The organism is Streptomyces sp. GDS52 (genome assembly GCF_052246875.1).
Lineage (GTDB): Bacteria > Actinomycetota > Actinomycetes > Streptomycetales > Streptomycetaceae > Streptomyces > Streptomyces cathayae.
This window is the reverse complement of sequence record NZ_CM125966.1, coordinates 267,584-290,980: the sequence shown is the minus strand read 5'-3', so window position 1 is coordinate 290,980 and position 23,397 is coordinate 267,584. Positions and strand designations below refer to the sequence as shown.

The window sequence follows — 23,397 nt, the reverse complement described above, 5'->3', positions numbered from 1 at the left end:
CCTGCACAAAGCAGGCAGGGAGCCGTCTTCCAGGAGTCCAAAGTGCTGCGTACTCTGTTCAAGTCCAAGATCTAGCGTTTGAGTGTTTCCGCAGGTCAGAGCCCTGATTGCGGCGTCCGGGTCAGCAAAAGGTCAGCATCGGGCCGGACGACGTCTGGCTTGCTGACCTGCATCCGCGGCAGGGACCTGCTGCCCCGCCCGGCGCCCTGCTCGGAAGGCTTGATGCGTGGCTCGACAGCTTGCCCGTGGGATGGAGTCCTTTTTCAAGGAGTGCGGTTGTTCCAGGCCGACCCGCTGCTCGCACCCGTACACGATTCGGTTCCGGGATGCTCTCGGCAAGTAGCGTGAGGAGGCCGGCTATGACACGCAGGACGACGCGATCAAGCGCCTGACGCAGATCTACGGTGAGAAAAAGAAGACGGCGCCGTCCGTTGCCGAGGTTCGCCGGGAACTCGGTCAGCAGACGGTCGCGGAATACGCGAAGCAGTGGCGGTCCGGCAGCGCAGGACCCTCTCTGCCGGCCTACCTGCGCCGTAGCAACAGCAACCTGAGCCGCAACTCCACGCCCAAGCCAGCCGCCTCCTGCTCACCGACCCGGCTACCCGCGCCCGAAGGAATCATCTCTGCTGGAGAAGATCACCGCAGACTGCCCGGAGAAGACCGCACTTGCCGATCTCAATACGCGGCTTCGCCGCCCTACGAGTGGATCGCGGCCGTCCGTGCCGTTGCCCTGCCCCACCTGCGCAGTCATTGTCGTGTCAGAACGGGCCGTGGAGGCTGCCCAGTTTGTCGGTCAGTCGCAGGTTCTCGGTGTAGTCGACGGGGCAGGCGATCACAGAGACCGCGTCGTCGTCCAGGGTGCGGCGCAGCACGGGCAGCAGTTGGTCGGCGGTCTCGATCGTGTAGCCGCGGGCGCCGAAACTCTCGGCGTACGTGACCAGATCCGGGTTGGTGAACCGGGTATGGCTGTGGCGGGCCAGTTCGAGTTCCATCTTCCAGGTGATCAGGCCGTATTCCTGGTCCACCAGGACAAGGACGACCAGCGGGACGCGCTCGCGGACTGCGGTCTCCAGTTCCTGGGAGTTCATCAGGAAGGAGCCGTCGCCCATCATCGCCAGCACGCGTCGATCCGGTCTTGCCAGTTTGGCGGCGATGGCGCCCGGTAGCGCGAAGCCCATGGTGGACAGGCCGTTGGAGACCAGGCAGGTGTCCGGTTCGTAGGTCGGGTAGAGGCGGGACATCCACATCTTTCCGGCGCCGGTGTCCGCGAGCACGATGTCCTGGCGGTCCAGGGCCGTGCGGACATCGTGCACCACGCGCTGCGGCACCAGGGGGAAGGCGTCGTTGTCGCGTCCGTACCGGAGTTCCTCGTCGAGCAGTGTGCGGATCTTCGCGCTGCCTCCCGAGTCGAAGGTGAGTCCCTCGGGCAGTGCTGCCGCGAGCGCGTCCAGCGCCTGGGAGGGGTCGCCTTCGACGCCCACGGTGACGGGGTAGTGGGCGTCCACCTCGGCGGGGAACCGGTGCACGTGCAGGATGCGCTTGTCGCTGTTCGGATTGATTTTGGCGGGGTCGAACTCCTGGATCTCGTAGCCCACGCAGATCAGCACGTCGGCTGTGTCGAAGCCGAAGTTGCCGTAGTCGTGGCGCATGAAGCCGACGGCGCCGAGCGCGTTCAGGTGGTCGTCGGGGAAAACGCCCTTGCCGTGGAAGGTGGTCGCCACCGGAACGTTCAGTTGTTCGGCGAAGCGTGCAAGAGCGGCTGACGCGCCGGCTCTGGCGGCGCCGTGGCCTGCCAGCACGATGGGGTGCCGGGCAGCGGTGAGGACCTCCGCCGCCCGCGCGATCTGGGTGAGCGAGGGGGCGTCGGCATGCACCGTGTCGATCTGCAGGGGTGCCAACGGCTCCGCGGGGCGATCGGCTTCGATGTCCTCCGGCACGGCCAGGAACACGGCGCCGGGGCGTTCACTCTGTGCGATCTTGAACGCCTTGCGTGTCATCTCCGGCACCGCGTCCGGACACTCGATACGAGCCGACCACTGGGTGACGGGAGCGAACATTGACACCAGGTCGATGACCTGGTGCGATTCCTTGTGGATACGGCGAAGCGATCCCTGGGCGGCCAGAGCCACCATCGGCGCGCTGTTGGTCATGGCGTCCGCGGTACCGAGCAGCAGATTGATCGCACCGGGCCCCAGCGTGGCCGAACACACCCCCGCCCGACCAGTGAGCCGCCCGTAGATCTCCGCCATGAACGAGGCAGCCTGCTCGTGGCGCACGAGGATGTACCGGATCCCGGAGCCGTTCAGCGCGTCGACGAACCGGATGTTCTCCTCACCGGGAATCCCGAAGACGTACTCCACACCCTCGGCCCGCAGACAACGCACCAGCAGATGCGCGACGTCCTCCACCGCTGCCGAGTTCCGCGACCCGGTGGCACCTTCGATACCCATAGGACGAACGTAGGCACGCCTTGGCTCCGCCGACCAATCATCGGCAGCCAGCCGGGGCAGCCCGTGGCGGGCGTGCGAGCCACGTATGAGCTCGAGTACCGCCGGGTCCGTTCGGAGGTGCTGCGGTAGCGCCTACCGACGCTTGCCCGGACGCTGGATCCGGATGTGAACGCTCCGCCGCCCTTCGTGCGGCAGTAAGTCTGGGAGGACTGTGTGACCGCTTCGTCGCCCGCCACCGACGCACCGCCGGCCCGGTACGACGACCTGCGTGCCCTGGTGATCAACTGCACCCTCAAACGCTCGCCGGGGACGAGTAACACGCAAGGTCTGATCGACCGCAGCACCAACATCATGGACGCGCAGGGAGTCCATGTCGATGTCGTACGGGCCGTGGACCACGACATCGCGACCGGCGTGTGGCCCGACATGCGTGAGCACGGCTGGGAGACGGACGCCTGGCCCGATCTGTACCAGGAGGTCCTGGCGGCCGACATCCTCGTACTGGCCGGCCCTATCTGGCTCGGCGACAACAGCTCCGTGATGAAGCAGGTCGTCGAACGCCTCTACGCCTGCTCCAGCCTGCTCAACGAAGCCGGGCAGTACGCCTATTACGGCCGTGTCGGTGGCTGCCTGATCACCGGCAACGAGGACGGCGTCAAGCACTGCGCCATGAACGTCCTCTACAGCCTGCAGCACCTGGGGTACACCATCCCTCCGCAGGCCGACGCCGGATGGATCGGCGAGGCGGGCCCTGGTCCCTCCTACCTCGATCCCGGCTCGGGCGGCCCGGAGAACGACTTCACCCATCGCAACACCACCTTCATGACCTGGAACCTGCTGCACCTGGCCCGGGCGCTGAAGGACCTGGGTGGCATCCCCGCCTACGGCAACCAGCGCACCGCCTGGGACGCGGGCTGCCGCCGCGACTACGAAAACCCCGAACACCGGTAGGAGAGCAACGGCTGGGGCAGCGCGCCCGTCCGGGAGACAGCGTCTGCCGCTGAGCCCACCGCCTCAATCCGCGCCAGGGCGGGTTGAGCCGCGTCACTCCCCGCACGAGGGACTGGCTGCCGACCAGGCCCCGGCTTCGCGCGGTGATGACAGCCCAGCGCGACGACAGGACGTGACCATGCCACGATTCGCCCGCTGGTACGGATCCGGCCCCCGGCACCTTCTGGTTCCGACAGCCTCGTTCGCCCTCACCGGCTACGCCATGGTGCGCCTGTTCGCCGTCCGGCCCCTGGAGGGGGAGATCTGGCTCGTCGGTGCGGCGATCCTGCACGACCTGATCCTGCTGCCCCTGTACTCGCCGGCCGACCTGTCGGCCCTCTCCGTACTGCGGCATCGCGCCACCGACGCGCCGACGGCGCCGTGGATCAACTACCTCTGCGTCCCCGCCTTCCTGTCAAGCCTGCTCCTGCTGGTCTGGTTTCCCCTCATCCTTCGGCTTGCGGTGCCCTACCCCGGTGACACTGGACTGTCCGACGGCGGCTACCTCGGCCGATGGCCGGCGATCACGGGCGTGCTCTTCGCTGCCTCCGCGCCGGCCTTCGCCCTCAGGCTTCGTCACGCGCCGCCCCTTCGTCCGCTCCGCGAGCCGGTGTATCTGCGGCTGACGGACGGGCGCCGGATCCGGATGCCAGTGCACCGCCGGCACGCGCGGCCCACGGCGGCCGACAAGACCGTGCTGGAGCGCTGCGTCGGCCCCGTCCTCGACGTGGGCTGCGGGCCGGGCCGGTTGTGCAGAGAACTCCTGAGCCAGGGAGTCTTCGCCCTCAGGGGCGACATCGCTCCTCGCGCGGTTGCCCTGACCAGTGTCCTGGGCGGGCTCGCGCTCTGTCGATCGGTCTTCGACCGGCTGCCGGCCGAGAGAGGCTGGCAGACCCTTCTGCTCATCGACGGCGACATCGGCATCGGAGGGTACCCTCGCAGCCTGCTGCACCGCTGCCGCGACCTCATCGCTCCGACAGGGCGTCTCGTCATCGAGGTCGACCCCGACGACGTCGAAGAGCTGTGCACCGTCCGGTTCGAGAACCTCCAAGGCAGGAGCGGACCACCCCTTCCCTGGGCGCAACCGCGGCAAGCGGATGCCGTCGATGACATTGGCTGGACCGTGTCGGTCGATTACATCGCCGTGCCGGACACTTCGGCGCTGCAACTGGCCCGGAAGCAGAGAGCGCAGCCCGCCCCCAAGGGAGGCCAGCTACTTGATCACGGCGAGGAAGCCTTGGGTGCTCCTGGGGGAAACGAGGCGTCCTGTGCCCCCTCATGTACCTGATGTGCCGTCAGGTAAGTCAGCATCTGATCAGCATCAATCCCCGGCCTTTCCGAAATGACTGCCCGAACAGGCGTCAGATTAGCGGCGTCGCAGCAGCCAGGTTCGCACGGAAGCGCAGGCAGAGAGCCTTCTTGCCAGAGTGAGTCGATGTTCCTCACACTCTTCGAGTCCGACGCGTGCCGGGGTACAGTGAGGAACGCCCTTGACCTGCAAAAAGCCGGCAGGGAGCCGTCTTCCAGGAATCCAAAGTGCTGCGTACTCTGTTCAAGTCCAAGATCTAGCATCTGGGTATCTGTGCAGCTCAGAGGCATGGTCAGGCCGCTCGGGTCAGCAAACGGTCAGCATGAGACGGGACTGTGTCCCGGCTTGCTGACCTGTACCCGAAGCGGGCGCCTGCTGCGCCGCCTGGCGCGTCGCTCGGAAGGCTTGGTTCGTGGCTCGTCAGCTCCCTCGTGGGAGGGGGTCCTTCTTCAAGGCATGTGGTTGTTCCAGGCCGACCCGTTGTCCGTGCCCGTACGCGATTCGCTTCAGATATGCGCTCGGTAGGCAGCGTGAGGAGGCTGGCTTCGGGACGCAGGACGATGCGATCGAGCATCTGACGCTGATCTACGCGGAGAAGAAGCGGACGGCGCCTTCCGTTGCCGAGGCCCGCCGAGAGCTGGGTCAGCAGGCGATTGCGGAGTACGCGAAGCAGTGGCGGCCCCGGCAGCGCAGGATGACCGAATACTCCACGGGCTGGCACGTGGACAGCTCCATCGACGTCCACATCGTTCCGCGCCTGGGATCGCGGAAGCTGATTTCCGTCATGCCGATCGTGGTCGAGCGTTTCCTGGATGAACTGGAGGCCGGCGGGGCCGGTCGAGGGAATCAGGTCAACATCTTCCACACCCTCAAGACGATCCTGCGCGACGCCTATGACAAGGGAGCATGGCGGACGGCCCGGTGAAGGGCAGGAAGGAACCGGAACACGTCCGAGGAAAGGTGGTCGTTCCGACCCTCGCATGCGTGAAGCAGGTTCTGACCGTCGCGGGTGACGACCTCGCGCTGGAGATCGTCAGGGTGGCGGGATGCGGCCTGCGGAACGGCGGGGCCCGGGCTGTGAACGTCGACAACGCTTGTGATCAATACACATAGTGCCCGGCCTTCCTCGGACCGGGGACGGACGGACAAAGGGGCGCGAGGCCCCGACCGGTCAGGGTCGGGGCCTCGCGCCGGCCAACCGTGACGGCGCCCTCCGCGAGGAATACGCGCCGCTACTCCGAAGGCACCCGCGTGCGCTCAGCGTTCTGAACCGACAACCGGCCCGGGCCACACGATCGCTCGCTACACTCCCACCGCTCGACAACCGCGCAGGTCAAGACGCGAAGTACTGCTGGAGTATTAGGACTGCCCGAACTTCGCGCACCACCGTCGGACGGTCTCGTGGGAGACGATGACGCCGCGGGCCAAAAGCAGCTCCTCGACCTCGCGGAACGACAGCGGGAAGCGGAAGTACCGCCACACGCAGTGAAGATGATCTCCACCGGGTACCGGTGCCCCCTGTACGGCGGCGGCGCGGACGGCACGAACGAACCTTTCCCGGCGTGACCAACCAGAAGATCATCCCACCCGGCCGGCCAATATGACAGTGCTGCCCGAACGGCCGAGGGCCGTTGCCGCACCGAGCGGCGTGCGGTTGCGGCCTGCCGTGCTGCGGCGAGCGTTTGCCGGACCTGTCGGCCGGCGCCAGGCTGGGAGCATGGTGCGCGCGTCGGCTTCGAACATGCTGACCGGGTGGGCTGTCGAGAGTCCTGGTCCGATCGCGGACGGCCCACTGGTGTCCGTGCGGCGTACCGTGCCCTCGCCGGGGCCCGGTGAGCTGTTGCTGAGGGTCGAGGCGTGCGGCGTCTGCCGCACGGACCTGCACCTTGCCGAAGGCGACCTGCGCCCGCACCGGGCATCGACCGTTCCCGGTCATGAGATCGTCGGCCGCGTGGCCGCCGTCGGCGAGTCCGTCACGGGGTTCCGGGTCGGCGACCGAGCCGGTGGGGCGTGGCTGCGCAGCACCTGCGGCCGATGCCGCTACTGCCGGGCCGGTCGCGAGAACCTCTGCCCGGCCTCCCTCTACACCGGCTGGGACGCGGACGGCGGTTTCGCCGATGTCACCCTGGTTCCGGCGGACTACGCCTACGTGCTCCCGGACGGCCAGGACGCCGTGCTGCTGGCACCGCTGCTGTGTGCCGGGATCATCGGCTACCGGGCTCTGCGCCGCAGCGCCCTGCCACCCGACGGCCGGCTCGGGATCTACGGCTTCGGGGCCTCGGCCCATCTGGCGGCGCAGGTCGCTCTGGCCGAAGGGGCAACCGTGCACGTGCTGACCCGTTCGGCACGGGCCCGTGAACTCGCCCTCGACCTGGGTGCCTCCTCCGTGGGCGGCGCCTACGACCGCCCGCCCGAACCACTGGATTCGGCGATCCTGTTCGCGCCGGTAGGGGATCTGGTGCCCGTGGCGCTGGAGGCACTGGACCGTTCGGGAACGCTCGCCGTGGCGGGCATCCATCTCACCGACATCCCCGTGCTCGATTACCGCCGTCACCTCTTCGAAGAGCGGAATCTGCGCAGCGTCACCTCCAACACCCGGCAGGACGGCCGCGACTTCCTGGACACGGCCGCGCGGATCGGTATGCGGGTCACCGTCAGCCCGTATCCGTTGAGCCGTGCCGACCAGGCTCTGAGGGACCTGGCCGCCGACCGGGTCAGCGGTGCCGCCGTGCTCGTGCCCGGATGACCCGCCGCGACGCACTCCTTGGACGTGCCCCGAGAGGTCGCGGTAGCACTCGCAGCGGTCCGAGGGCGGCGGTTCCGGCGGTCTTGCCCGGCATCCGGATCCGGTGCGAGACTTCGGAACCGCCGTCGCGGGTAAAGGAGTTGGGCTTGTCACCCACGGGAAGATCGTTACGGCCCCTGACCATCCTCTTCGCCCCGGAGAGCGCGTACGGGCCGACGAACAACTGCGTAGGGATCGGGGGTGTCCTGCGCCGCCGGGGGCACCGTGTGGTGTTCGCCGCGGAGGCGTCCTGGAAGGGCCGCCTCGCGCCGCTCGACTTCGAGGAGGACTTGGTCGAGCTGGCCCCGCCGCCCGAACAACCCCAGGACGCGGGCCAGTTCTGGAAAGACTTCATACGCAGCACCGCGCCCGAGTTCCGGAAGCCGACCATCGAGCAGCTGGGCACCTGGATCAAGCCGGTGTGGGAGGAACTGATCTCCGGCGCCCGGTACTGCGAGCCGCAGATGAAGGAGATCATCGACCGGGTCCAGCCGGATGTGATCGTCGAAGACAACGTCGTGTGCTTCCCGGCGTTGACCACAGCGGGCGTTCCTTTCGTGCGAATCGTTTCCTGCAACCCGCTGGAGATGAAGGGCGAGCACGTTCCACCGCCGTTCTCCGGGTATCCGGCCGGGGACCGGAGCGAGTGGGACGAATTCCGCGCCGAGTACGACCACACGCACCGGAGCCTGTGGAGCGACTTCAGCGTCTGGGTGACCGAGCAGGGCGCGCGTCCGCTGCCCGACCTGGAGTTCATTCACGAGGGCGATCTGAACCTGTACGTCTATCCCGAGTCGGCCGACTACACGGACGCCCGTCCGCTGGGACCCACCTGGCACCGGCTGGACTCCTCGGTCCGCGAGACGCAGGAGAGGTTCACGCTGCCGCCCGGCCTGGCCGACGGCGGTGCGCTGATCTATTTCAGCCTCGGCTCGCTCGGCTCAGCCGACGTGGACCTCATGCGCAAGGTCATCGCCTCGCTCGCCCTCACCCCGCACCGCTACATCGTCTCCAAGGGCCCACTGCACGAGGAAATCGAGCTGCCGCCGAACATGTGGGGCAAGGAGTTCCTGCCGCAGCCCCAGATCCTTCCGCTGGTCGACCTCGTCATCACGCACGGCGGCAACAACACGACCACCGAGGCCCTCCACTTCGGCAAACCCATGATCCTGCTGCCGCTGTTCTGGGACCAGTACGACAACGCCCAGCGCATGGCCGAACTGGGTTACGGCGTCCGGCTCGACCCGTACGGCTTCACCGACGCCCAACTCCACGGTGCCATCGGCCGTCTGCTCGGCGATACGACTCTGCGGCGCACCCTCACCGAGGCCGGTGAGACGATCCGGACGCGCGACGGACTGCATACGGCCGCGGATCTGATCGAGCGGGCCGCCACGGGCTGATGCCACCGGCCCTCGGACGAACCGGCCCCCCTGCCCCCGACCACCTGCGCACCGCGTACCGCCGGGCTTCATCGCCCAGGTTGACCCTCACCAAGCCCGACAGCAACCACCCCCTGACGCCAGGGAACGGTCCGATGCCTCACCGGCGTCCCCCGGATCAGGCTGCCCTCAGCTTCAACCGGACTGCTGTGACAGCCCGGTTGCGGGGTCCTTTCACCCCCACCCGGTCTTCAAGCGCCTTGCGGCGCACGGTGCCGTCGAGGATTACGTGCGCTTTCGTACGAGCCGTCACCATCGCCTCGTCGGAACGTTGGGGGTGCCCCCGGCCGGAGGCTGGGGGAGTGTCACCGCATCTCAGGTGGGCCAGGGCGAGCAGAGCCTGACGTCCCACAGTCAGTCGCCGCCATCGGGTCCCGATCTGTCGGCGTCGAGTCGCCAGTTCACGGCTCAGGTAGCGCACGTGCGCGGTGGACAGATCGATCGCCGACGAGTGGACAAGCGCGCGAAGCTCCTGGCAAGGCACGGTGGATCTTGGTCGTGACACCTCCCACCAGGAGCTTCAGCACGTTGCAGAGCCGCCCAACTGACGGACGCCGCCGTCAGGTTGGAAGCAGTTCACTGTGCAGGCTGCGGCTGTTCCGGGCGGGCATTGCCAGGGGTCGAGCACGCCTGAGATCGGCGTGGCCTGGTGGCGTGGGGCACGCGGTCAGCGCGAAGCTGCTGGCATCCAGGGGGCTTGCCGTGCTGTCCGACGCCCGGAACGCCCAGGGACCGACATGACAGGCAGAGGCCTCACCACCGCGGCGGCAACCGCCGCGAGCGCCGGCGCCGATGCTCGCGGAGCACAAGCGGTCAGCGGCGGTAGCAGTACGAATCCGAGGAGGCGTCGCCGCCTTGCAGGCGTATCTGGTGCACGGACAGGCCGAGGAAGTCCGGGCCGTGCGGGAAGAAGCGGCTGTCGACGGAGAGCCCGCCGTGCGCGGTGTCGGCGTCGAGTTTGACCATCCACGGGTCGATGCCCGCGGGATAGAGCTGCGCATCCCAGGCGGCGTACAGGGAGTTCGTCAGGTACACGCGCCGCCCGTCGCGGCTGAGCTCGACCATCTGCGCTCCGCCGGTCAGCGGAGTGTCCGGTTCGGCGGGGTGCGGCTGTCGGCCGACGACGCCGCCGAGACGCACGGACGCGGTCTGCCTGGGATGGAACGGGTCGCTCACGTCGTACTGGAGCAGGTCGCCGGTTCCCCAGGCGGATACGTACAGCCACTGGTCGTCCACCGACAGGTCGATGTCGGTGATGAATGGGGGCACGGCGCCGAACGGCTGCAGCGCCGGGGGCAGGTCCTCCGTCTGCGCGGGCTCGGCCGGGACGGTGAGCACCTTGCGGACGGCGAACTCCTCGCCCTCCCGGTTCCATAGCCACACCGACGCCGACAGGTCCTCCACGTTGACCACGGTGTTGGTGAACCCCCACGTGGCCTCGGGGTCGTGCGCGGGGCGCAGTTCCAGCACCATCTGGTTCTCGTCCCCCAGATCGACGCGCTGCAGGTGCCGGCCGGAGTCCAGCTCCCAGAAGTGCAGTGAGTGGCCGTAGCGGCGATCCAGCAGCAGTTCGGGGACGAGGCCGTCCTCGATCATCGAGGGGGTCCCCCACTCGCTGGTCACAGCGATGTTCTGGCGCAGGTGCCACCAGAGGTCGTAGGCGAGCCGCTGCGGTCCGCGGTCGCTCTCCCAGGCGCGCAGCACTTCGAAGCTTTCGTGGTCCAGCAGCGCGACGCCGCCGGGCCCGTCCGCCCCGTCCGCGCCACCCAGGCAGGACAGGAACATTCCGTCGGGGCCGCAGTGGAGCGTGTGCGGGCGCGAGTATCCGGCCTTGGCGGCCAGCTCCTCGGGCTCGATTACCTTGACCAAGCGCGGACGGGCGGGATCGGGGCCGGTGTCGAGGACGTGCAGCCGGGAGGAGCGCAGTCCGGGGACGATGAGGTAGCGCCGCGCAGCGTGATGATGACCGGCATGCGCCAGCGCGCTCGAGCAGGCGTTCCAGCCGAAGTGGTGCAGTTCGTTGCCCAGGTCGGGCAGCTCGGCCTGGGAGGTCACGCGGCCGTATACGGGGGATTCGGGGTCGGTGCCGACGGTGAACAACGCGTCCGCGCGCTGTGCGGCCGGGTCGAAACCGACGACATAGGCGAGCTTCTCCGGGGGTGCGGCGACGGCGTCCGCCGGAGTGCGGTACAAGGTGGGGTCACTGTGCTCGCCGCGGTCGTGAGCATGCTCGGTCGTCGTCATGGCTGCTCCTTACTCCCGAACGGGAGCCTGGAGCCGGGGGACTCCTGGGAGGCAGCCGGTCTCACCCGTTCGAGATCGATATGGAGGTACCGGATATATGCGCCCTGCAGCCAGCGTTTCACAGCCCCGAAGCACTGCCAACGCGACAGCGCGGCGCCGCGGGCCGCCTCAGTGTGCGGCCCGTCTCCGGCACTGCGGGTGTCGATTAATCATCCGGCCTGTTCAGGCGGCATGCATGGCACTCATGCAGGGTGCCGCCGAGCCGGTCTCGTCGGTGGATCTTCAGGTGCGCGATCTGTCCTGGTGCGGTGAGTGGTTCGGGCAGCGGGCGAAGTGGGGCGGCCTGACCCAGGGCCCGGTGCGGCCGATGTCCGTTACAGAACGATGCGAACTTGCGGAGCGCGTGCAGGAGGTGGCTTTGGTTCCAGATCAAGGTGCGGTCCAGCAGCTCGCGCCGGCAGGTCTGGATCCACCGTTCCATGGGGGAGTTCATCCGGGGCATACGGATGCCGCTGGTAACGACCTCCAGCCCGGCGTCGGCGAACACGGCGTCGAAGGCCTGCCTGCACTTTGCGTCCCGGTCGCGGATCAGGAAGCCGACCCTGCCGCCCGCGTCCTGCAGGCCCCTGGGCCGGGCCCCGCCCGTGCTCTGCTGCCGGGTCACTAGGGCACGGCACGCCTCGCCCGCGGCCAGGACGGCCCGGGTCTCCACCTGCTGGTTCCACCGCACGTAGTCCGACCAGACGTACATCGCCGATGGCCCCGGTGCTCGCGGCCCTTCGCGCGGCCGCCGCGCGGGTCGGGCCCGATTCGGCATCCATGGTCTGACCTGCCTCATTACCTCAGTGGTAATCGACCCTTCGTGCGGAACCGGGCAAGGTGGGAGTCACCGTGGCCTGGGCGGCGCACTCCGCCCAGGCCACGGCCCCTGACCAGCTTTTTCGACCTCGACGGAGGCTGATCGGTATGTCCGCCACCACCCTGCTCGGCGCGCTCTCCCGCACCGACCACCCGCAGACCATGCTGCGCCGCTTCCTCGCCCTCGACGCCGTCGTCACCGGTGCCAACGGACTGGTTTACCTGATCGACTCGAAGCCGGTCGGCAGCCTGCTCGGCATCGGGTCCGGTCTGCTGTTCGAACCCGGCTACACCGCCGAGATGACCACCGTCCGCACGCCGGGGCCGATGCCCCAACGCTGGCGTGCCATCGAACGCGCCCACATCCTGTCTCAGCCCTGACCCGGCGCCCACACCCGCACCCACGCGGTGATGCTCCGCCTCGCCCTCCGCGACCGCGACGCGTTCGAAGTCCTCGGCCAGTTCGTGCGGCTGATGGTCGCGGCCCCCGGCTCCGCGGCGGGCCAGTACCCGACCGGCAACACCGGCCGCACCCGCGTAGGGCTCACCACCCCCATGCCCATCCCCGACGACCTTGCCGCGCTCCTGCGGGACGCGGGGGTTGTCCTGGGGGCATAGCGCCCTTCAAAGAACCTTCGTTCTGCCAGGGGCGGCCAGGGCCGCGGTCGGCGAGGGTCTTGACCTCCAGCTCGGCGCGGAGCTGGAGGACGAGCGTGATGCGTGGGGTGTGGTACTTCGGGGTGACCTTGCCACTGCGGGCGTGGCAGATGCTGCCGGAGTCCGCTACCGACTGGTGACATCGAGTTCGGCGTACATGCCTGCGAGGTAGTGGCCGGGGAAGTTGCACACCAGCTCGTAACGCCCGGGAGGCAGGGGCAGCCTGGTCCAGGCGATCGCGCCGGGGGCGATGCCGTCACCGGCGCCTGCCGCGCAGCCGCGGGACGCCTCGCCCAGGCTGCCCGCCTCGTTGACCTTCCCGTCAGGACCGGTGGGGCGCTCCCCAGCGCCGTGGCCTGAGGGCAGTGGCAGGATCACCACCTCGTGCGCGAGGGAGCCGGTGTTGAACACCCGCAGCGAGATCACGCCCGCGGGGACCGTGGACGGTTGGAGCGCCAGGCGCATCATGCGCATGCCGTACCCGCCAGGACCGCCGCTCATCATGCCCGTTCCCATGTCGCCGGCAGTCACGTCCACCACATGGCCGGGCAGGCCGGGCGCGCTGCACCGTGCACCAGGCGCCCGCCAGGCCGCCGTGGGAGTCGCACTGCGGAAAGCGCCGGTGGCGGCCAGCAGCACCGTGGTGGCGATGCCGAGCACCAGCGCGGCGATCGCCCCGCCGATGGCCGGCCACATCCCGCGTCGGCGGTCTGCGCTCACCGGTGCTCCCGCAGCAGTGTGAGCCGTTGTTTGTACTCGTCTTCGTCGATCTCCCCGCGGGCGAACCGTTCGGCGAGCAGGTCCTCGGCCCGTTTGCTTCCCCATCCCGGCTCGCCGGTGGAGTAGGGCCTTCCGGACTGGCGGTCGTGGTGGGTGCCGGTGAGGTACCGGACGAGCGCGACGATGCCGGCGATCACCAGCGCCCAGAACAGCACCATGAACACGGCCATGAAGAACCAGCCGCCCCAGCCCCAGCCACCGTCGTGCCACATCATGACGATCACCTTCCAGGCGTGCCCGTACATCTTCCATCGTGCGCCCGCAGCGGGCCTTGCGCAGGGGCCGCTGCGGGCGAGTCGGCCGGCAGCGGCACGGGCGGCGTCAGTTGCCCGGCGCGGGCCGGGTACCAGCGCCGGCGGGGGGAGGCCGAGGCATTTGCCCAGGCCCCCGCTCGGGAGGGTCGTTGCTCAACGGCGTTGCCGTGTCCCGGTCATCCGCGGGTCGCGCCTGGCCGCAGGTCGAGCTTGCGCAGCAGTTGGGCGTTGAGGGCGACGACGATGGTGGACAGCGACATGAGGACGGCGCCGACCGACATGGGAAGGACGAACCCGATCGGGGCCAGGACGCCGGCGGCGAGTGGTACGGAGAGCAGGTTGTAGCCGGTGGCCCACCACAGGTTCTGCTTCATCTTGCGGTAGCTGGCCTGCGACAGGTCGATCACCGACAGGACGGAGCGGGGGTCGTCGCTGGCCAGGATGACCCCGGCGGAGGCGATGGCCACGTCGGTGCCGGCGCCGATGGCGATGCCGATGTCGGCCTGGGCCAGTGCGGGGGCATCGTTGACGCCGTCGCCCACCATGGCCACCGTTTTGCCCTCGACCTGCAGCGCTTTGACGGTGGCTGCCTTGTCCTCGGGCCGGACGCCGGCGAACACCCGGTCGATGCCGAGGTGGTCGCCGACCGATTCCGCGACCGCTCGGGCGTCGCCGGTGATCATGATGACCTCGATGCCTCGCCGGTGCAGCGCGTCGACGGCCTGGCGGGATTCCAGCCGGATCTCGTCGGCCAGTTTCAGGGCTCCGATCACCACACCGTCACGCAGTACGTGCAGGATGATGGCGCCCTCTTCCCGCCACTGCTCGACTGCCCCGAGCTCCTGCTGGTGCTCCTCGTCCAGCAGCAGCGGGCCGCCGACCCTGACCGTCCGGCCGTCGACGATGGCGGTGACGCCGAGGGCCGGTTCCGAGGTGAAGCCGTTCGCCTGAGGGATGTCGAGGTTGCGCTCGCGGGCCGCACGGACGATGGCCTTGGCCAGTGGGTGTTCGCTGTCGGTTTCGGCCGCGGCGGCCAACACGAGCACTTCGTCGCCGGCGAGTCCAGAGGCTGGTTCGACGGCGATGACGGTCGGCTCGCCCTTGGTGAGGGTGCCCGTCTTGTCGAACAGGACCGCGGTGGCGGTGCGCATGCTCTCCAACGCGAGCCGGTCCTTGACGAGGACTCCGCCGCGGGCGGCGCGTTCGGTGGCGATGGACACCACCAGCGGTATCGCAAGGCCGAGTGCGTGCGGGCAAGCGATCACGAGCACCGTGATCGTGCGGGTGACTGCGTCATCCGATCGGTCGAGCAGCAGGGCCCACACCAGGACCGTGATGACAGCCGCGCCGAGGGCGAACCAGAACAGCCACCCCGCGGCGACGTCGGCCAGCCGCTGCGCGCGTGAAGACGAGTTCTGCGCCTCGGTCACCAGGCGCCTGATACCGGCGAGCGCGGTGTCCTCGCCGGTGGCGGTGACCTCGACCCGCAGGCCGGAGTCGCTGGCGACGGTGCCGGCCACCACGTGGTCGCCGACGCCGCGGCGTACCGTCCGGGACTCACCGGTGACCATCGACTCGTCCATCTCGGCCGCACCGTCAACGATCCGGCCGTCCGCGGGGACGCTGCCACCGGGCCGGATCAGGACGGTGTCGCCCACCCGCAGCTCACCCGGATGCACGGTGACGACCTGGTCGCCGTCGAGCCGTTCGGCCTCGTCGGGCAGCAGCGCGGCCAGGGAGTCCAGGGCCGAGGTCGTCTGGGCGAGCGAGCGCATCTCGATCCAGTGCCCGAGCAGCATGATGACGACAAGCAGGGCCAGCTCCCACCAGAAGTCCAGGTGGTGACCGAGGATGCTCAGGCTGGCGCCCCAGGAGGCGACGAACGCCACCGTGATGGCCAGCGAGATCAGCAGCATCATTCCCGGCCGACGGGACCGTGTCTCGGACACCGCACCGGTGAGGAACGGCCGACCGCCCCACAGGTACATCACGGTGCCCAGCAGCGGCGAAATCCAGGTCACCCAGTCGGCCTGCGGCAGCCGGTAGCCCAGCAGTGAGGCGAACATGCCGGAGAACGCCACGACGGGCACGGCCAGCACCAGCATCGTCCAGAACAGCCGCCGGAACTGCCCTGCATGATCACCGTGGGCGCCGTCACCCGAGTGGTGCGCATGGCCCGCGTGGCCGGCGTGATCGGACCCGTGGTGCCCGTCGTGCTCGGTCATGCCATGCTCCGCGTGCCCGGCGTGGGCAGCGTGATCGGCCGCCGGCGCGTCGTCGAGGAGCGCGTGCTGAGCGTCGTGGTGGTGCTCGTGACTCGTCATGATCGTTTCTCTTCTCCCCTGGTGCTCAGTTGCCGCCGGAGACAGTAGAGGAAGGCCGGGGCGCACAGCGCCCGTATCAGCGGAGCGGTACGTCCCGGCACGGGAGGGAATTCGTGCTGCCGGGCCCGGAAGTCCGGCAGACCACTCAGACGCGGCCGACGAGTTCGTAGCCGACCTCGTCGACGGCAGCGCGCACGGTCCCCTCGTCGAGCGGGGCGGCGGACGTGACGGTCACCTCGCCGGTCTTGGCGACGGCCTGGACCGCGGTCACGCCCTCCAGGGTCGATATCTCCTTCGAGACCGCGCCCTCGCAGTGGCCGCAGGTCATACCGGACACCTTGTAGACGGTGGTGACATCAGCGCCCTGGACGGTGATCGTGTCGTCGGAGCCGCGGGAACCGGTGCCGCAGCAGGAGCCGGAGTTCGTCTCGGTGGTCAAGGCTCCTCCCTCGAAGTGCGGATGCGTGGGGCGTCGACGGGAGAGGCGTGGTTGCCGGCCCCTCTCGACCCACGGCAACAGTATACCCCCTGGGGGTATCCCCTCGGTGTGGTGCTGTCAGAAGCAGGGCAGGCAGGCATGCGGGCCGACCGCCCCGGCCTTCCCTTTCGGCGAACCTTCGCGATCACCGCGAGCGGTGTGGGCAGAGACCGTTCGGGCTGCCACTGGGCTAAGCCACCAAGGGGACCGGGGGCTTCACCGTCGATGCCCCCGGTACCTACTTCTTCCACCCGCATGTCGGCGTCCAGCGCGGCCGGGGCCTGCACGCACCCCTGACCGTCGAGGACCCCAAGGAGGCCCTCGCCTACGACGACGAATGAGTTGCCCTCCTCGACGACCGGATCGACGGCGTCACCGGCGCCCCCGACGAGGTCTTCGTCGAGATCAGGCACGGCATGGACGAGACGCACACGGGCGGACACGCGGCCCCGGCGGCAGCTCGCCGTCCGGCGGTATGGGGCATGGCGACAGCGGGCGCGTCTTCCGTACGGTCTCGGAGCCGGACATCCACTACCGGCGCAGTCCCGCCTCCAGCACGGGTCCGCGTTCATCCCGATGGGGGTGCCCCGGGTGGGCGAAGTCGAGACCGGGGGCCGAAGGCGGGGGACCGGCTGCCTGATCTGCCGCGCGGCCTCCGGTCGAGAACGACCGGACCGGGATATCACCTATTGCCGGGCGGGGCCGCCTCACCTCTGGCCGGGCGGGCGTCTCGCCCCGGTCACCCGCGGCCGGGAGGACCCGCTCACCGTCCACCGGCTCGGTGCGCAGAGCCGGTGGCCACACGTCTCCCACGGCCTGGTTCGCCCCGACGGATACTTCGGGTACGTGGCACGGGGTGTGCAGGTGGAAGGGCCTGCGCGCTCATCTCGACCGCTGGTACCCCACCTGAGAACGGACTGTGCCGGGCCGCTGGCGCCGAGCCGGGTCGGACCACGGGTGGGTGGGTCAAGCGCGCGCCGGTGGCACCGCCATGGATCCGGTGGCGCCACCCGCCCGATCGGTTCGCCCCTCGTTCCGCACCCGCCATCCGTGCCGGGTGAGGCCGCGCGGTTTGTAGACCGAGAGGGCCGTGGTCGTGAGCAGCACCGCCACGGCCGCAGCGGCGTCGAACACGAGTGGGGACCTCATGTGGCTGAGGTCGCCGCCGGACAGGTTCGCCCGCGCCGCGGCGCCCGCCATGTGGTCGACCACCTGCATGTGCAGCAGGAGCAGGAACGTGGCCACGACGGTCAGTACGAGCTTCGCCAGCACCCAGTAGTGGCGCAGCAGCCCCCACGGCGTACCCAGCGACTGGACGAGCCCGGTCAGCAGTGAGGCGAGCGCCAGGGGAACGATCACGTACCAGCCGGTCAGTTCCATGGCGAGGTATGCCCCACGGACCCGCTGGGCGTCCTGGCCGGTCAGGCCGGCGACGGCCAGCACCAGGAAGGCGGCGACCGAGCCGAGCCAGCCGACCGAGGACGCGATGTGCGCGGTGAGGGCGATTTTGCGCAGGGCGGGCGGCATCGCCATCAGCCGCTACCGCCGTGCATACCGGGCCCCATGCCGCTGCCGGTGAGGTGCAGGGCGAGGAGCAGGGCGATCACTGCCAGGGCGACAGCCCCGGAGACCTTCACCCAGCGTGGGGTGCCGGGTGGTGCCGCGCGGCTGCTCCGCGCACCTGGAGTGGGCTGTGTCTCTTCTTCCATGTCGACAAGATTTATCGATACACAGTGTCTGCGTCAAGTCACTATGTATGGACACCGTCGTCACGTACACTGCTGGGGTGCCGAAGCTGTGGAACGAGACGATCGAAGAGCATCGCCGCGCCGTACGCGACACGGTGCTGGAGACCACGGCCGAACTCGTGGCCGAGCAGGGGCTGCGGGGCGTGACGATGTCGCGGATCGCCGAGCGCAGCGGCATCGGACGGGCCACGTTGTACAAGTACTTCCCGGACGTCGAGTCGATCATGGCTGCATGGCATGAACGCCAGATCGCCGGCCACCTCGACGAACTCGCCGACCTCAGGGGCCGCTCCGACACCCCTGGCGCACGGCTGGCGGCGGTGCTGGAACGCTACGCGTTCATCCAGCAGCAGCGGCACGGCCACGGGGCGGAACTCTCGGCACTCCTGCATCGCGGGGGCCATGCGGCCCACGCCGAGCAGCATCTGCGCCACTTCGTCAGGGGCCTGCTGGCCGAGGGAGTCCAGGCGGGCGAGGTCCGGGACGATGTCACGCCGGACGAGCTGACGGGGTACTGCCTGCACGCACTGGCCGGGGCGGGAGAGCTGCCGTCCAAGGCCGCGGTACGGCGACTCGTAGCTGTCACCCTGACGGGTCTGCGTCCTCAGGGCTGACGCTCGCTCGGCGCCTCTGCGCAGGTGATCTCGTCACGCGGGTTAAGGTCCGGGCGCCGCCGCCCCGGCAAGGGCCTGGCGCAGGGCGATCTCGTCCGGCACGCCGGACACGGTGCCGTCGGCGTTCCGGTACAGACGGCACGACAGGCTGGGCGCGGCACCGGGTGGCGCGAACGGGTCGGTGCCGTCGACCAGGATCGTCGGAGACCCGTACATGCCCAGCCGGGCGGCCTCCGCCTCATCGGACACCTCGAGCAGCTCCACCCGAGCTGCTCGTCCGCCCAGCGCGGCGGTCACCCGCTCCAGCGCGGGTCGTGCGTTCGGGCAGTCCGCCACCGTGAGTACCGTGATCCGCATCCGCCTCGTCCTCCCGGCCCACTGCTCGATCTCCACACCCGACGGTAGACCTTCCAGTGCACAGGAAGGTCCCAGTGCACAGGAAGGTCAAGGGCCGGCCTGGAGATATGCGCACCGGCGACCTCGCTGCCCGCACCGGGCTGACGACCAAGACCATTCGCTTCCACGGGGACAGTGGTCTATTGCCTGCGCCACCCCGCACCCCGGGCGGCTACCGTGGCTGCCCCGACCACACCGTCACCCGGTTCTCGTTCGTCCGCGACGCCGGCGCGCGGGCCTCACACTCGCCGAGATCCGCTCGATCCTCGCCCAGCGCGACGACGGCCATGCACCCTGAACCCACGTCACCGAACTGATCCCCGCACACCTGGACGACATCGACCGGCACCTGGCCGAACTCGTCACCACCCGCGAAGCGCTGCGCGCCCTCGTGGGCCGCGCCGCGACCACCGGCCCGGCCACCTGCGGCGCAGACGACATCTGGCTCAGCCGGTGCCGGACCTTGTACGGCCCACCTCTCCCGACGGGTCCGCCACGGCTTCGGTAGGGTCGAGGGCGGAGGTGCCACATGGACGCGAGCAGACGACTGCGAGCAGGCGGTGCCCTGGTGCACCTCCTGCTGGTTGTCGTGCTCGCACTCGGTGTCTTCGTCATGCACACCCTGGGGCATCCGGAAGATGCCTCAGGCTCTGGGATGAGTGGCGTCGGCCACACCACCGCCGCGGAATCGGCGCACATCGACGTGCCGGCCCCAGCAGTGGAGCACGACTCCGCCGAGAGCAGTCCGTCATCGGGGCTGCCGCCGCACGCTTCAAGCGCCATCGCGAGCCCGCCGCAGTCGGTGGACCCCCATCCCGCGGGGATGGGGATGGACATGACCGCGCTCTGCGTGGCAGTCCTCGGCACCTGGGCGTTCGCCGCTCTGCTGTACGCAGCGCTGATCGGCCGCATTGACTGGGCAGTCGGCCTTCCCGGGCGGGCCGTAGCGCCGGCGCGGCCCGATCCGCTGCTGCCCAGAACAGTCCTCGCTCAGTTGTCGGTCCTGCGGATATAGGCCCCCGGGTCACGCGGGCGTATCAGTGCGCTCGCGTTCCCGCTCGTGCCACGAAATCCGCAAACCTGACCGACCATACGAGGTGTCTTTCACATGATCGTCTACAAGCGTGCCCTCGGCCGCTCGAACCGCCGCCGGGTCGCGCTCGTCAGCGTCGTCGCGGCGGGAGGACTGCTGCTCACCGCCTGCGGCGGAAACGACACGAAGGGCGCGGACCGCGGAGGCGAGAGCTCCGTGTCCGCCACCCAGAACGCCCGGAACGCGGGCGAGAACCCGGCGCCGGGCGCCTTCAACGACGCCGACGTCATGTTCGCGCAGATGATGATCCCCCACCACGAGCAGGCCCTGGAGATGGCGAAGCTCGCGGACGGCCGTGCCTCCGACGCGGAGATCAAGACTCTGGCCGAGGAGATCGAGAAGGCCCAGGATCCTGAGATCCAGACCATGAAGTCCTGGCTCAAGGCGTGGGGCAAGCCGGAGTCGGCCGAAGAGAGCATGCCCGGAATGGACCATGGTTCCGGCGGGATGGACCACTCGGGGATGGCCGGGATGATGTCCGACGAGGACATGGAGAAGCTCAAGGCGGCCAAGGACACCGAGTTCGACCGGATGTTCGCCCAGCTGATGATCGACCACCACAAGGGTGCGGTCGAGATGGCTGAGGACGAGCAGGCGGACGGCAGGAACGCCACAGCGAAGAAGCTCGCCGGTGACGTGGTGAAGAACCAGTCCGTCGAGATCGAGCAGTTGCAGAAGATCCTCGACAGGCTCTGATCCTGATCCGACCCACACCCCGCGGATGCCGTCGCGAGTCCCACCGAGGCCGTGACGGCATCCGCCCCTCCCACCTGGCCCGGTGCGTCCTTCCGCCTGGCCTGCACGAACTTGACAGGACACCATGAGGAAGCAGTACTTCACCATCGCCGCTTCTGCGGCCCTCGCGCTCACCCTGACGGCCTGTTCCGGGGACGGCGGCGGCTCCGGAGAGGCTCAGACATCGCCCTCTTCGACGGTCAGCCACATCCACGGAGTCGGCATCGACCCCGCCGACGACCGGCTGTACGTCGCCACCCACGAAGGCGTCTTCACACCGGACGAGAACAACGAGCCGCAGCGGGTCGGCGACAGCCGCGACGATTACATGGGCTTCACGGTCGCCAAGGCCAAGACGTTCCTGGCCAGCGGACACCCGGCGCCCGATGCCGAGGGCCCCGCGAACAAGGGACTGGTCGAGAGCACCGACGCAGGCAAGACGTGGAAGACCAAGTCGTTGTCCGGCGAGGTCGACTTCCACGCGCTCGAGTACGCCGACGGCACCATCTACGGCTACGACAGCACGAACGGCAAGGTGCGGGTCAGTAAGGACGGCGTGAAGTGGCAGGATCGCGCGACACTGTCGGCCCTCGACATCGCCGTCAACCCCGATGACACGCAGATGCTTCTTGCCACCACCGAAGCGGGCGTGGCGAAGAGCACCGACGGCGGCAAGACCTTTGCCGACGGTGCCGAGCCAGTGCTCTACTTCGTCTCCTGGGGCGCGCCGGACACGTTGTACGGAATCGACGGCTCGGGAGCGCTCCATCGCAGCGCGGACTCCGGGGACACCTGGAAGAAACTGGGTACAGCCCCCGGTGGCCAGCCGCAGGCGCTGACCGCGGTCGACGCCGAGCGAGTCCTGGTGGCCACACAGGACGGCGTCTACGAGTCGAAGAACGGTGGCAAGACCTTCACCAAGCGAATGGACGTCACGTCGACGGGCGGTCACTGACCATAGCGATCTTGATTGCCGTGTCGACCTGACTGCTGAGCGTGCCCCGTTTCGACAGCAGCGAGACAGGTCAGCAGCCAGAGTGAAGTGCTGCACGCGGGTGCTGCGGCGCCCGCGTGCAGCCTGGGTATGCGACAAACCTTCCAAGTCGCCCAGAACCTGGCCGTGCTGCGCGGCACAGTCCGCACCTGGCTCAGAGAAGGGCCGAGCGTCACACCCCTGAGCAGCGGGGGTTGATTGCAGGGAGCTCATCAGCGCGATGACAGCTGGAACTTCGGCCTCGTCTCCGGCACCGCGTACCGCCGATGAGTCCCATGAACCCCGACACCCTCGCGCTGAGCATGACAGTTGACGGGCATCGGCTTGCTCTGCGTCACCCTCCTGATGCGCCTGCGCAAGGAGATCGACGGCACCGAGCCGGGCACCGTCGTCCACGTCATCGCCACCGACCCTGCCGACCCGCTCGACCTGCCCGCTTGGTGTTACAAGACCGGCCACGACTACCTCGGCCCCGTTCCCGACCATGACCGGGACGTCTACGCCCTCCGCTTCACCGCCAAGCCGACGGGGACCCGACCCCATGCCCCCTGGCACCAGTCGCTGAACACAAGAATTTGGCAGGGGGGAGTGTCTAAACAACGGCGGATCTGCTGATCAAGGAAGAGACGCCAAGTGAGCGAGACGACGATCGAGCATGAGTCCGTGAAGGAGCCGGTCGGTGGTGCGATGCCGTCGGCTGCGTCGGACGAGCAACTCGTCGCGATGCTGGTCGACCGGGCCCGCAGTGAGGGGCTGCAGCCGACCGGCGAGGGCGGACTGTCCCTGCAGGGGGCAACCCCCAGCAGATGCTGACCAAGCGGGTGCTGGAGTCGGCCCTGGAGGGTGAGATCACCGATCACCTCGGCTACGAGAAGCACGATCCGGCGGGGAAGAACAACGGCAGCAGCCGCAACGGCACCCGGGCGAAGACCGTGCTGACTGGCGTCGGCTCGGTCGAGGTCAAGGTGCCCCGGGACACCGCCGGCAGCTTCGAGCCGCAGATCGTCAAGAAGCGGCAGCGGCGCCTGACCGGGGTGGATGAAATGGTGCTGTCCCTGTCCGCGAAGGGACTCACGCACGGCGAGATATCGGCTCATCTCGCCGAGGTGTACGGCGCCGAGGTGTCCAAGCAGACCATCTCCACCATCACCGACAAGGTCATGGACGGCATGGCCGAGTGGCAGAACGGGCCGCTGGAAACCACCCTTGAGCACGGCGAGGAAGCTTCGGGTGCTCCCGGGGGGAA

Annotated in this window: 23 protein-coding genes and 6 pseudogenes; 17 read left to right on the top strand and 12 right to left on the bottom strand. The window is 68.9% G+C overall.

Translation table 11 applies throughout. From position 1 onward, the window contains the following. Positions 1-758: 758 nt before the first annotated feature. Positions 759-2,450 (bottom strand): acetolactate synthase large subunit, encoded by a 1,692-nt coding sequence (locus tag ACTWJ9_RS01445; protein WP_279332214.1) that lies wholly within the window; start codon positions 2,448-2,450, stop codon positions 759-761. Between the two features lie 213 nt (positions 2,451-2,663). Between ACTWJ9_RS01445 and ACTWJ9_RS01440 the strand changes: the two genes are divergently transcribed. From ACTWJ9_RS01440 to ACTWJ9_RS01425, 4 genes are all read left to right on the top strand, one after another. Further along, complete coding sequence (locus ACTWJ9_RS01440) at positions 2,664-3,401, top strand: flavodoxin family protein (protein ID WP_279332213.1); 738 nt, start codon at positions 2,664-2,666, stop codon at positions 3,399-3,401. A gap of 262 nt (positions 3,402-3,663) precedes the next feature. Beyond that, the gene (locus tag ACTWJ9_RS01435) at positions 3,664-4,728 is read left to right on the top strand and encodes a class I SAM-dependent methyltransferase (protein WP_279332211.1); all 1,065 of its coding nucleotides are present in this window, start codon (positions 3,664-3,666) and stop codon (positions 4,726-4,728) included. A 433-nt stretch (positions 4,729-5,161) separates the two neighbouring features. Continuing rightward, positions 5,162-5,674, top strand: a complete 513-nt coding sequence (locus tag ACTWJ9_RS01430) for a hypothetical protein (protein ID WP_279332210.1) — start codon at positions 5,162-5,164, stop codon at positions 5,672-5,674. Between the two features lie 59 nt (positions 5,675-5,733). Beyond that, positions 5,734-5,862: a hypothetical protein gene (locus ACTWJ9_RS01425; RefSeq protein WP_388705316.1), complete on the top strand. Its 129-nt coding sequence runs from the start codon at positions 5,734-5,736 to the stop codon at positions 5,860-5,862. 255 nt (positions 5,863-6,117) lie between these two features. Here ACTWJ9_RS01425 and ACTWJ9_RS01420 read toward each other — a convergent pair. Further along, positions 6,118-6,293: pseudogene (locus tag ACTWJ9_RS01420) on the bottom strand (IS6 family transposase); the annotation flags it as partial. A 173-nt stretch (positions 6,294-6,466) separates the two neighbouring features. Here ACTWJ9_RS01420 and ACTWJ9_RS01415 point away from each other — a divergent pair. Beyond that, the gene (locus ACTWJ9_RS01415; protein WP_443295054.1) at positions 6,467-7,495 is read left to right on the top strand and encodes a zinc-binding alcohol dehydrogenase family protein; all 1,029 of its coding nucleotides are present in this window, start codon (positions 6,467-6,469) and stop codon (positions 7,493-7,495) included. 146 nt (positions 7,496-7,641) lie between these two features. After that, positions 7,642-8,937, top strand: coding sequence for a glycosyltransferase (locus tag ACTWJ9_RS01410; RefSeq protein WP_279332208.1), 1,296 nt, complete (start codon positions 7,642-7,644; stop codon positions 8,935-8,937). A 340-nt stretch (positions 8,938-9,277) separates the two neighbouring features. Here the strand turns inward: ACTWJ9_RS01410 and ACTWJ9_RS01405 are convergent. The 3 genes and pseudogenes from ACTWJ9_RS01405 to ACTWJ9_RS01395 all read right to left on the bottom strand — a co-directional run. Continuing rightward, positions 9,278-9,418 (bottom strand): annotated as a pseudogene (locus ACTWJ9_RS01405) (IS5/IS1182 family transposase); the annotation flags it as partial. Positions 9,419-9,789: 371 nt separating this feature from the next. Beyond that, a complete protein-coding gene (locus ACTWJ9_RS01400) occupies positions 9,790-11,220 on the bottom strand; it encodes a selenium-binding protein SBP56-related protein (RefSeq protein ID WP_279332206.1) in 1,431 nt (476 codons plus the stop codon). A gap of 205 nt (positions 11,221-11,425) precedes the next feature. After that, a pseudogene (locus ACTWJ9_RS01395) lies at positions 11,426-11,842 on the bottom strand (integrase core domain-containing protein); the annotation flags it as partial. 344 nt (positions 11,843-12,186) lie between these two features. On the opposite strand from ACTWJ9_RS01395, the gene ACTWJ9_RS01390 reads away from it, so the two are divergent. Together ACTWJ9_RS01390 and ACTWJ9_RS01385 are read left to right on the top strand one after the other, a co-directional pair. Continuing rightward, positions 12,187-12,459 carry a hypothetical protein gene (locus ACTWJ9_RS01390; RefSeq protein ID WP_279338167.1) on the top strand — a complete coding sequence of 91 codons (273 nt, stop codon included), beginning with the start codon at positions 12,187-12,189 and terminating at the stop codon, positions 12,457-12,459. A 15-nt stretch (positions 12,460-12,474) separates the two neighbouring features. Continuing rightward, positions 12,475-12,696, top strand: a pseudogene (locus tag ACTWJ9_RS01385) (DUF3703 domain-containing protein); the annotation flags it as partial. A gap of 165 nt (positions 12,697-12,861) precedes the next feature. Here ACTWJ9_RS01385 and ACTWJ9_RS01380 read toward each other — a convergent pair. The 4 genes from ACTWJ9_RS01380 to ACTWJ9_RS01365 all read right to left on the bottom strand — a co-directional run bounded on the left by ACTWJ9_RS01380 (position 12,862) and on the right by ACTWJ9_RS01365 (position 16,532). After that, positions 12,862-13,455, bottom strand: coding sequence for a sulfocyanin-like copper-binding protein (locus ACTWJ9_RS01380; protein WP_279332204.1), 594 nt, complete (start codon positions 13,453-13,455; stop codon positions 12,862-12,864). Beyond that, on the bottom strand, positions 13,452-13,730 hold the full coding sequence (locus tag ACTWJ9_RS01375; protein ID WP_279332202.1) for an SHOCT domain-containing protein: 279 nt from the start codon (positions 13,728-13,730) through the stop codon (positions 13,452-13,454). The genes ACTWJ9_RS01380 and ACTWJ9_RS01375 overlap by 4 nt, the downstream gene beginning before the upstream one ends. 215 nt (positions 13,731-13,945) lie before the next feature. After that, positions 13,946-16,093 carry a heavy metal translocating P-type ATPase gene (locus tag ACTWJ9_RS01370; RefSeq protein WP_443295053.1) on the bottom strand — a complete coding sequence of 716 codons (2,148 nt, stop codon included), beginning with the start codon at positions 16,091-16,093 and terminating at the stop codon, positions 13,946-13,948. Between the two features lie 145 nt (positions 16,094-16,238). Next, positions 16,239-16,532 (bottom strand): heavy-metal-associated domain-containing protein, encoded by a 294-nt coding sequence (locus ACTWJ9_RS01365; protein WP_387041067.1) that lies wholly within the window; start codon positions 16,530-16,532, stop codon positions 16,239-16,241. Between the two features lie 299 nt (positions 16,533-16,831). Here ACTWJ9_RS01365 and ACTWJ9_RS01360 point away from each other — a divergent pair. Beyond that, positions 16,832-16,912: pseudogene (locus ACTWJ9_RS01360) on the top strand (hypothetical protein); the annotation flags it as partial. Between the two features lie 625 nt (positions 16,913-17,537). Here the strand turns inward: ACTWJ9_RS01360 and ACTWJ9_RS01355 are convergent. Both ACTWJ9_RS01355 and ACTWJ9_RS01350 read right to left on the bottom strand, forming a co-directional pair. After that, positions 17,538-18,104, bottom strand: a complete 567-nt coding sequence (locus ACTWJ9_RS01355) for a hypothetical protein (RefSeq protein ID WP_443295052.1) — start codon at positions 18,102-18,104, stop codon at positions 17,538-17,540. Further along, entirely contained in the window at positions 18,104-18,280 is a 177-nt protein-coding gene (locus ACTWJ9_RS01350; RefSeq protein ID WP_279332196.1) for a hypothetical protein, read from the bottom strand. The genes ACTWJ9_RS01355 and ACTWJ9_RS01350 overlap by 1 nt, the downstream gene beginning before the upstream one ends. Before the next feature lie 77 nt (positions 18,281-18,357). Between ACTWJ9_RS01350 and ACTWJ9_RS01345 the strand changes: the two genes are divergently transcribed. Then, positions 18,358-18,933, top strand: a complete 576-nt coding sequence (locus ACTWJ9_RS01345; RefSeq protein ID WP_279332194.1) for a TetR/AcrR family transcriptional regulator — start codon at positions 18,358-18,360, stop codon at positions 18,931-18,933. 42 nt (positions 18,934-18,975) lie between these two features. Here ACTWJ9_RS01345 and ACTWJ9_RS01340 read toward each other — a convergent pair whose 3' ends face one another. After that, positions 18,976-19,290, bottom strand: a complete 315-nt coding sequence (locus tag ACTWJ9_RS01340; protein ID WP_279332192.1) for a hypothetical protein — start codon at positions 19,288-19,290, stop codon at positions 18,976-18,978. Between the two features lie 107 nt (positions 19,291-19,397). Between ACTWJ9_RS01340 and ACTWJ9_RS01335 the strand changes: the two genes are divergently transcribed. The 7 genes and pseudogenes from ACTWJ9_RS01335 to ACTWJ9_RS01305 all read left to right on the top strand — a co-directional run. Beyond that, positions 19,398-19,646: a MerR family DNA-binding transcriptional regulator gene (locus ACTWJ9_RS01335; protein ID WP_387037616.1), complete on the top strand. Its 249-nt coding sequence runs from the start codon at positions 19,398-19,400 to the stop codon at positions 19,644-19,646. 212 nt (positions 19,647-19,858) lie between these two features. Beyond that, entirely contained in the window at positions 19,859-20,344 is a 486-nt protein-coding gene (locus tag ACTWJ9_RS01330) for a hypothetical protein (RefSeq protein WP_279332189.1), read from the top strand. Between the two features lie 93 nt (positions 20,345-20,437). Beyond that, positions 20,438-21,118, top strand: a complete 681-nt coding sequence (locus ACTWJ9_RS01325) for a DUF305 domain-containing protein (RefSeq protein WP_279332187.1) — start codon at positions 20,438-20,440, stop codon at positions 21,116-21,118. 124 nt (positions 21,119-21,242) lie between these two features. Beyond that, positions 21,243-22,112: a F510_1955 family glycosylhydrolase gene (locus ACTWJ9_RS01320; RefSeq protein WP_387037619.1), complete on the top strand. Its 870-nt coding sequence runs from the start codon at positions 21,243-21,245 to the stop codon at positions 22,110-22,112. A 348-nt stretch (positions 22,113-22,460) separates the two neighbouring features. Further along, entirely contained in the window at positions 22,461-22,766 is a 306-nt protein-coding gene (locus tag ACTWJ9_RS01315; protein WP_279332184.1) for a sulfurtransferase TusA family protein, read from the top strand. 18 nt (positions 22,767-22,784) lie between these two features. Next, the gene (locus ACTWJ9_RS01310; protein ID WP_387037623.1) at positions 22,785-22,964 is read left to right on the top strand and encodes a hypothetical protein; all 180 of its coding nucleotides are present in this window, start codon (positions 22,785-22,787) and stop codon (positions 22,962-22,964) included. Then, positions 22,958-23,350, top strand: a pseudogene (locus ACTWJ9_RS01305) (transposase); the annotation flags it as partial. The gene ACTWJ9_RS01310 and the pseudogene ACTWJ9_RS01305, both read left to right, overlap by 7 nt. Positions 23,351-23,397 lie beyond the last annotated feature (47 nt).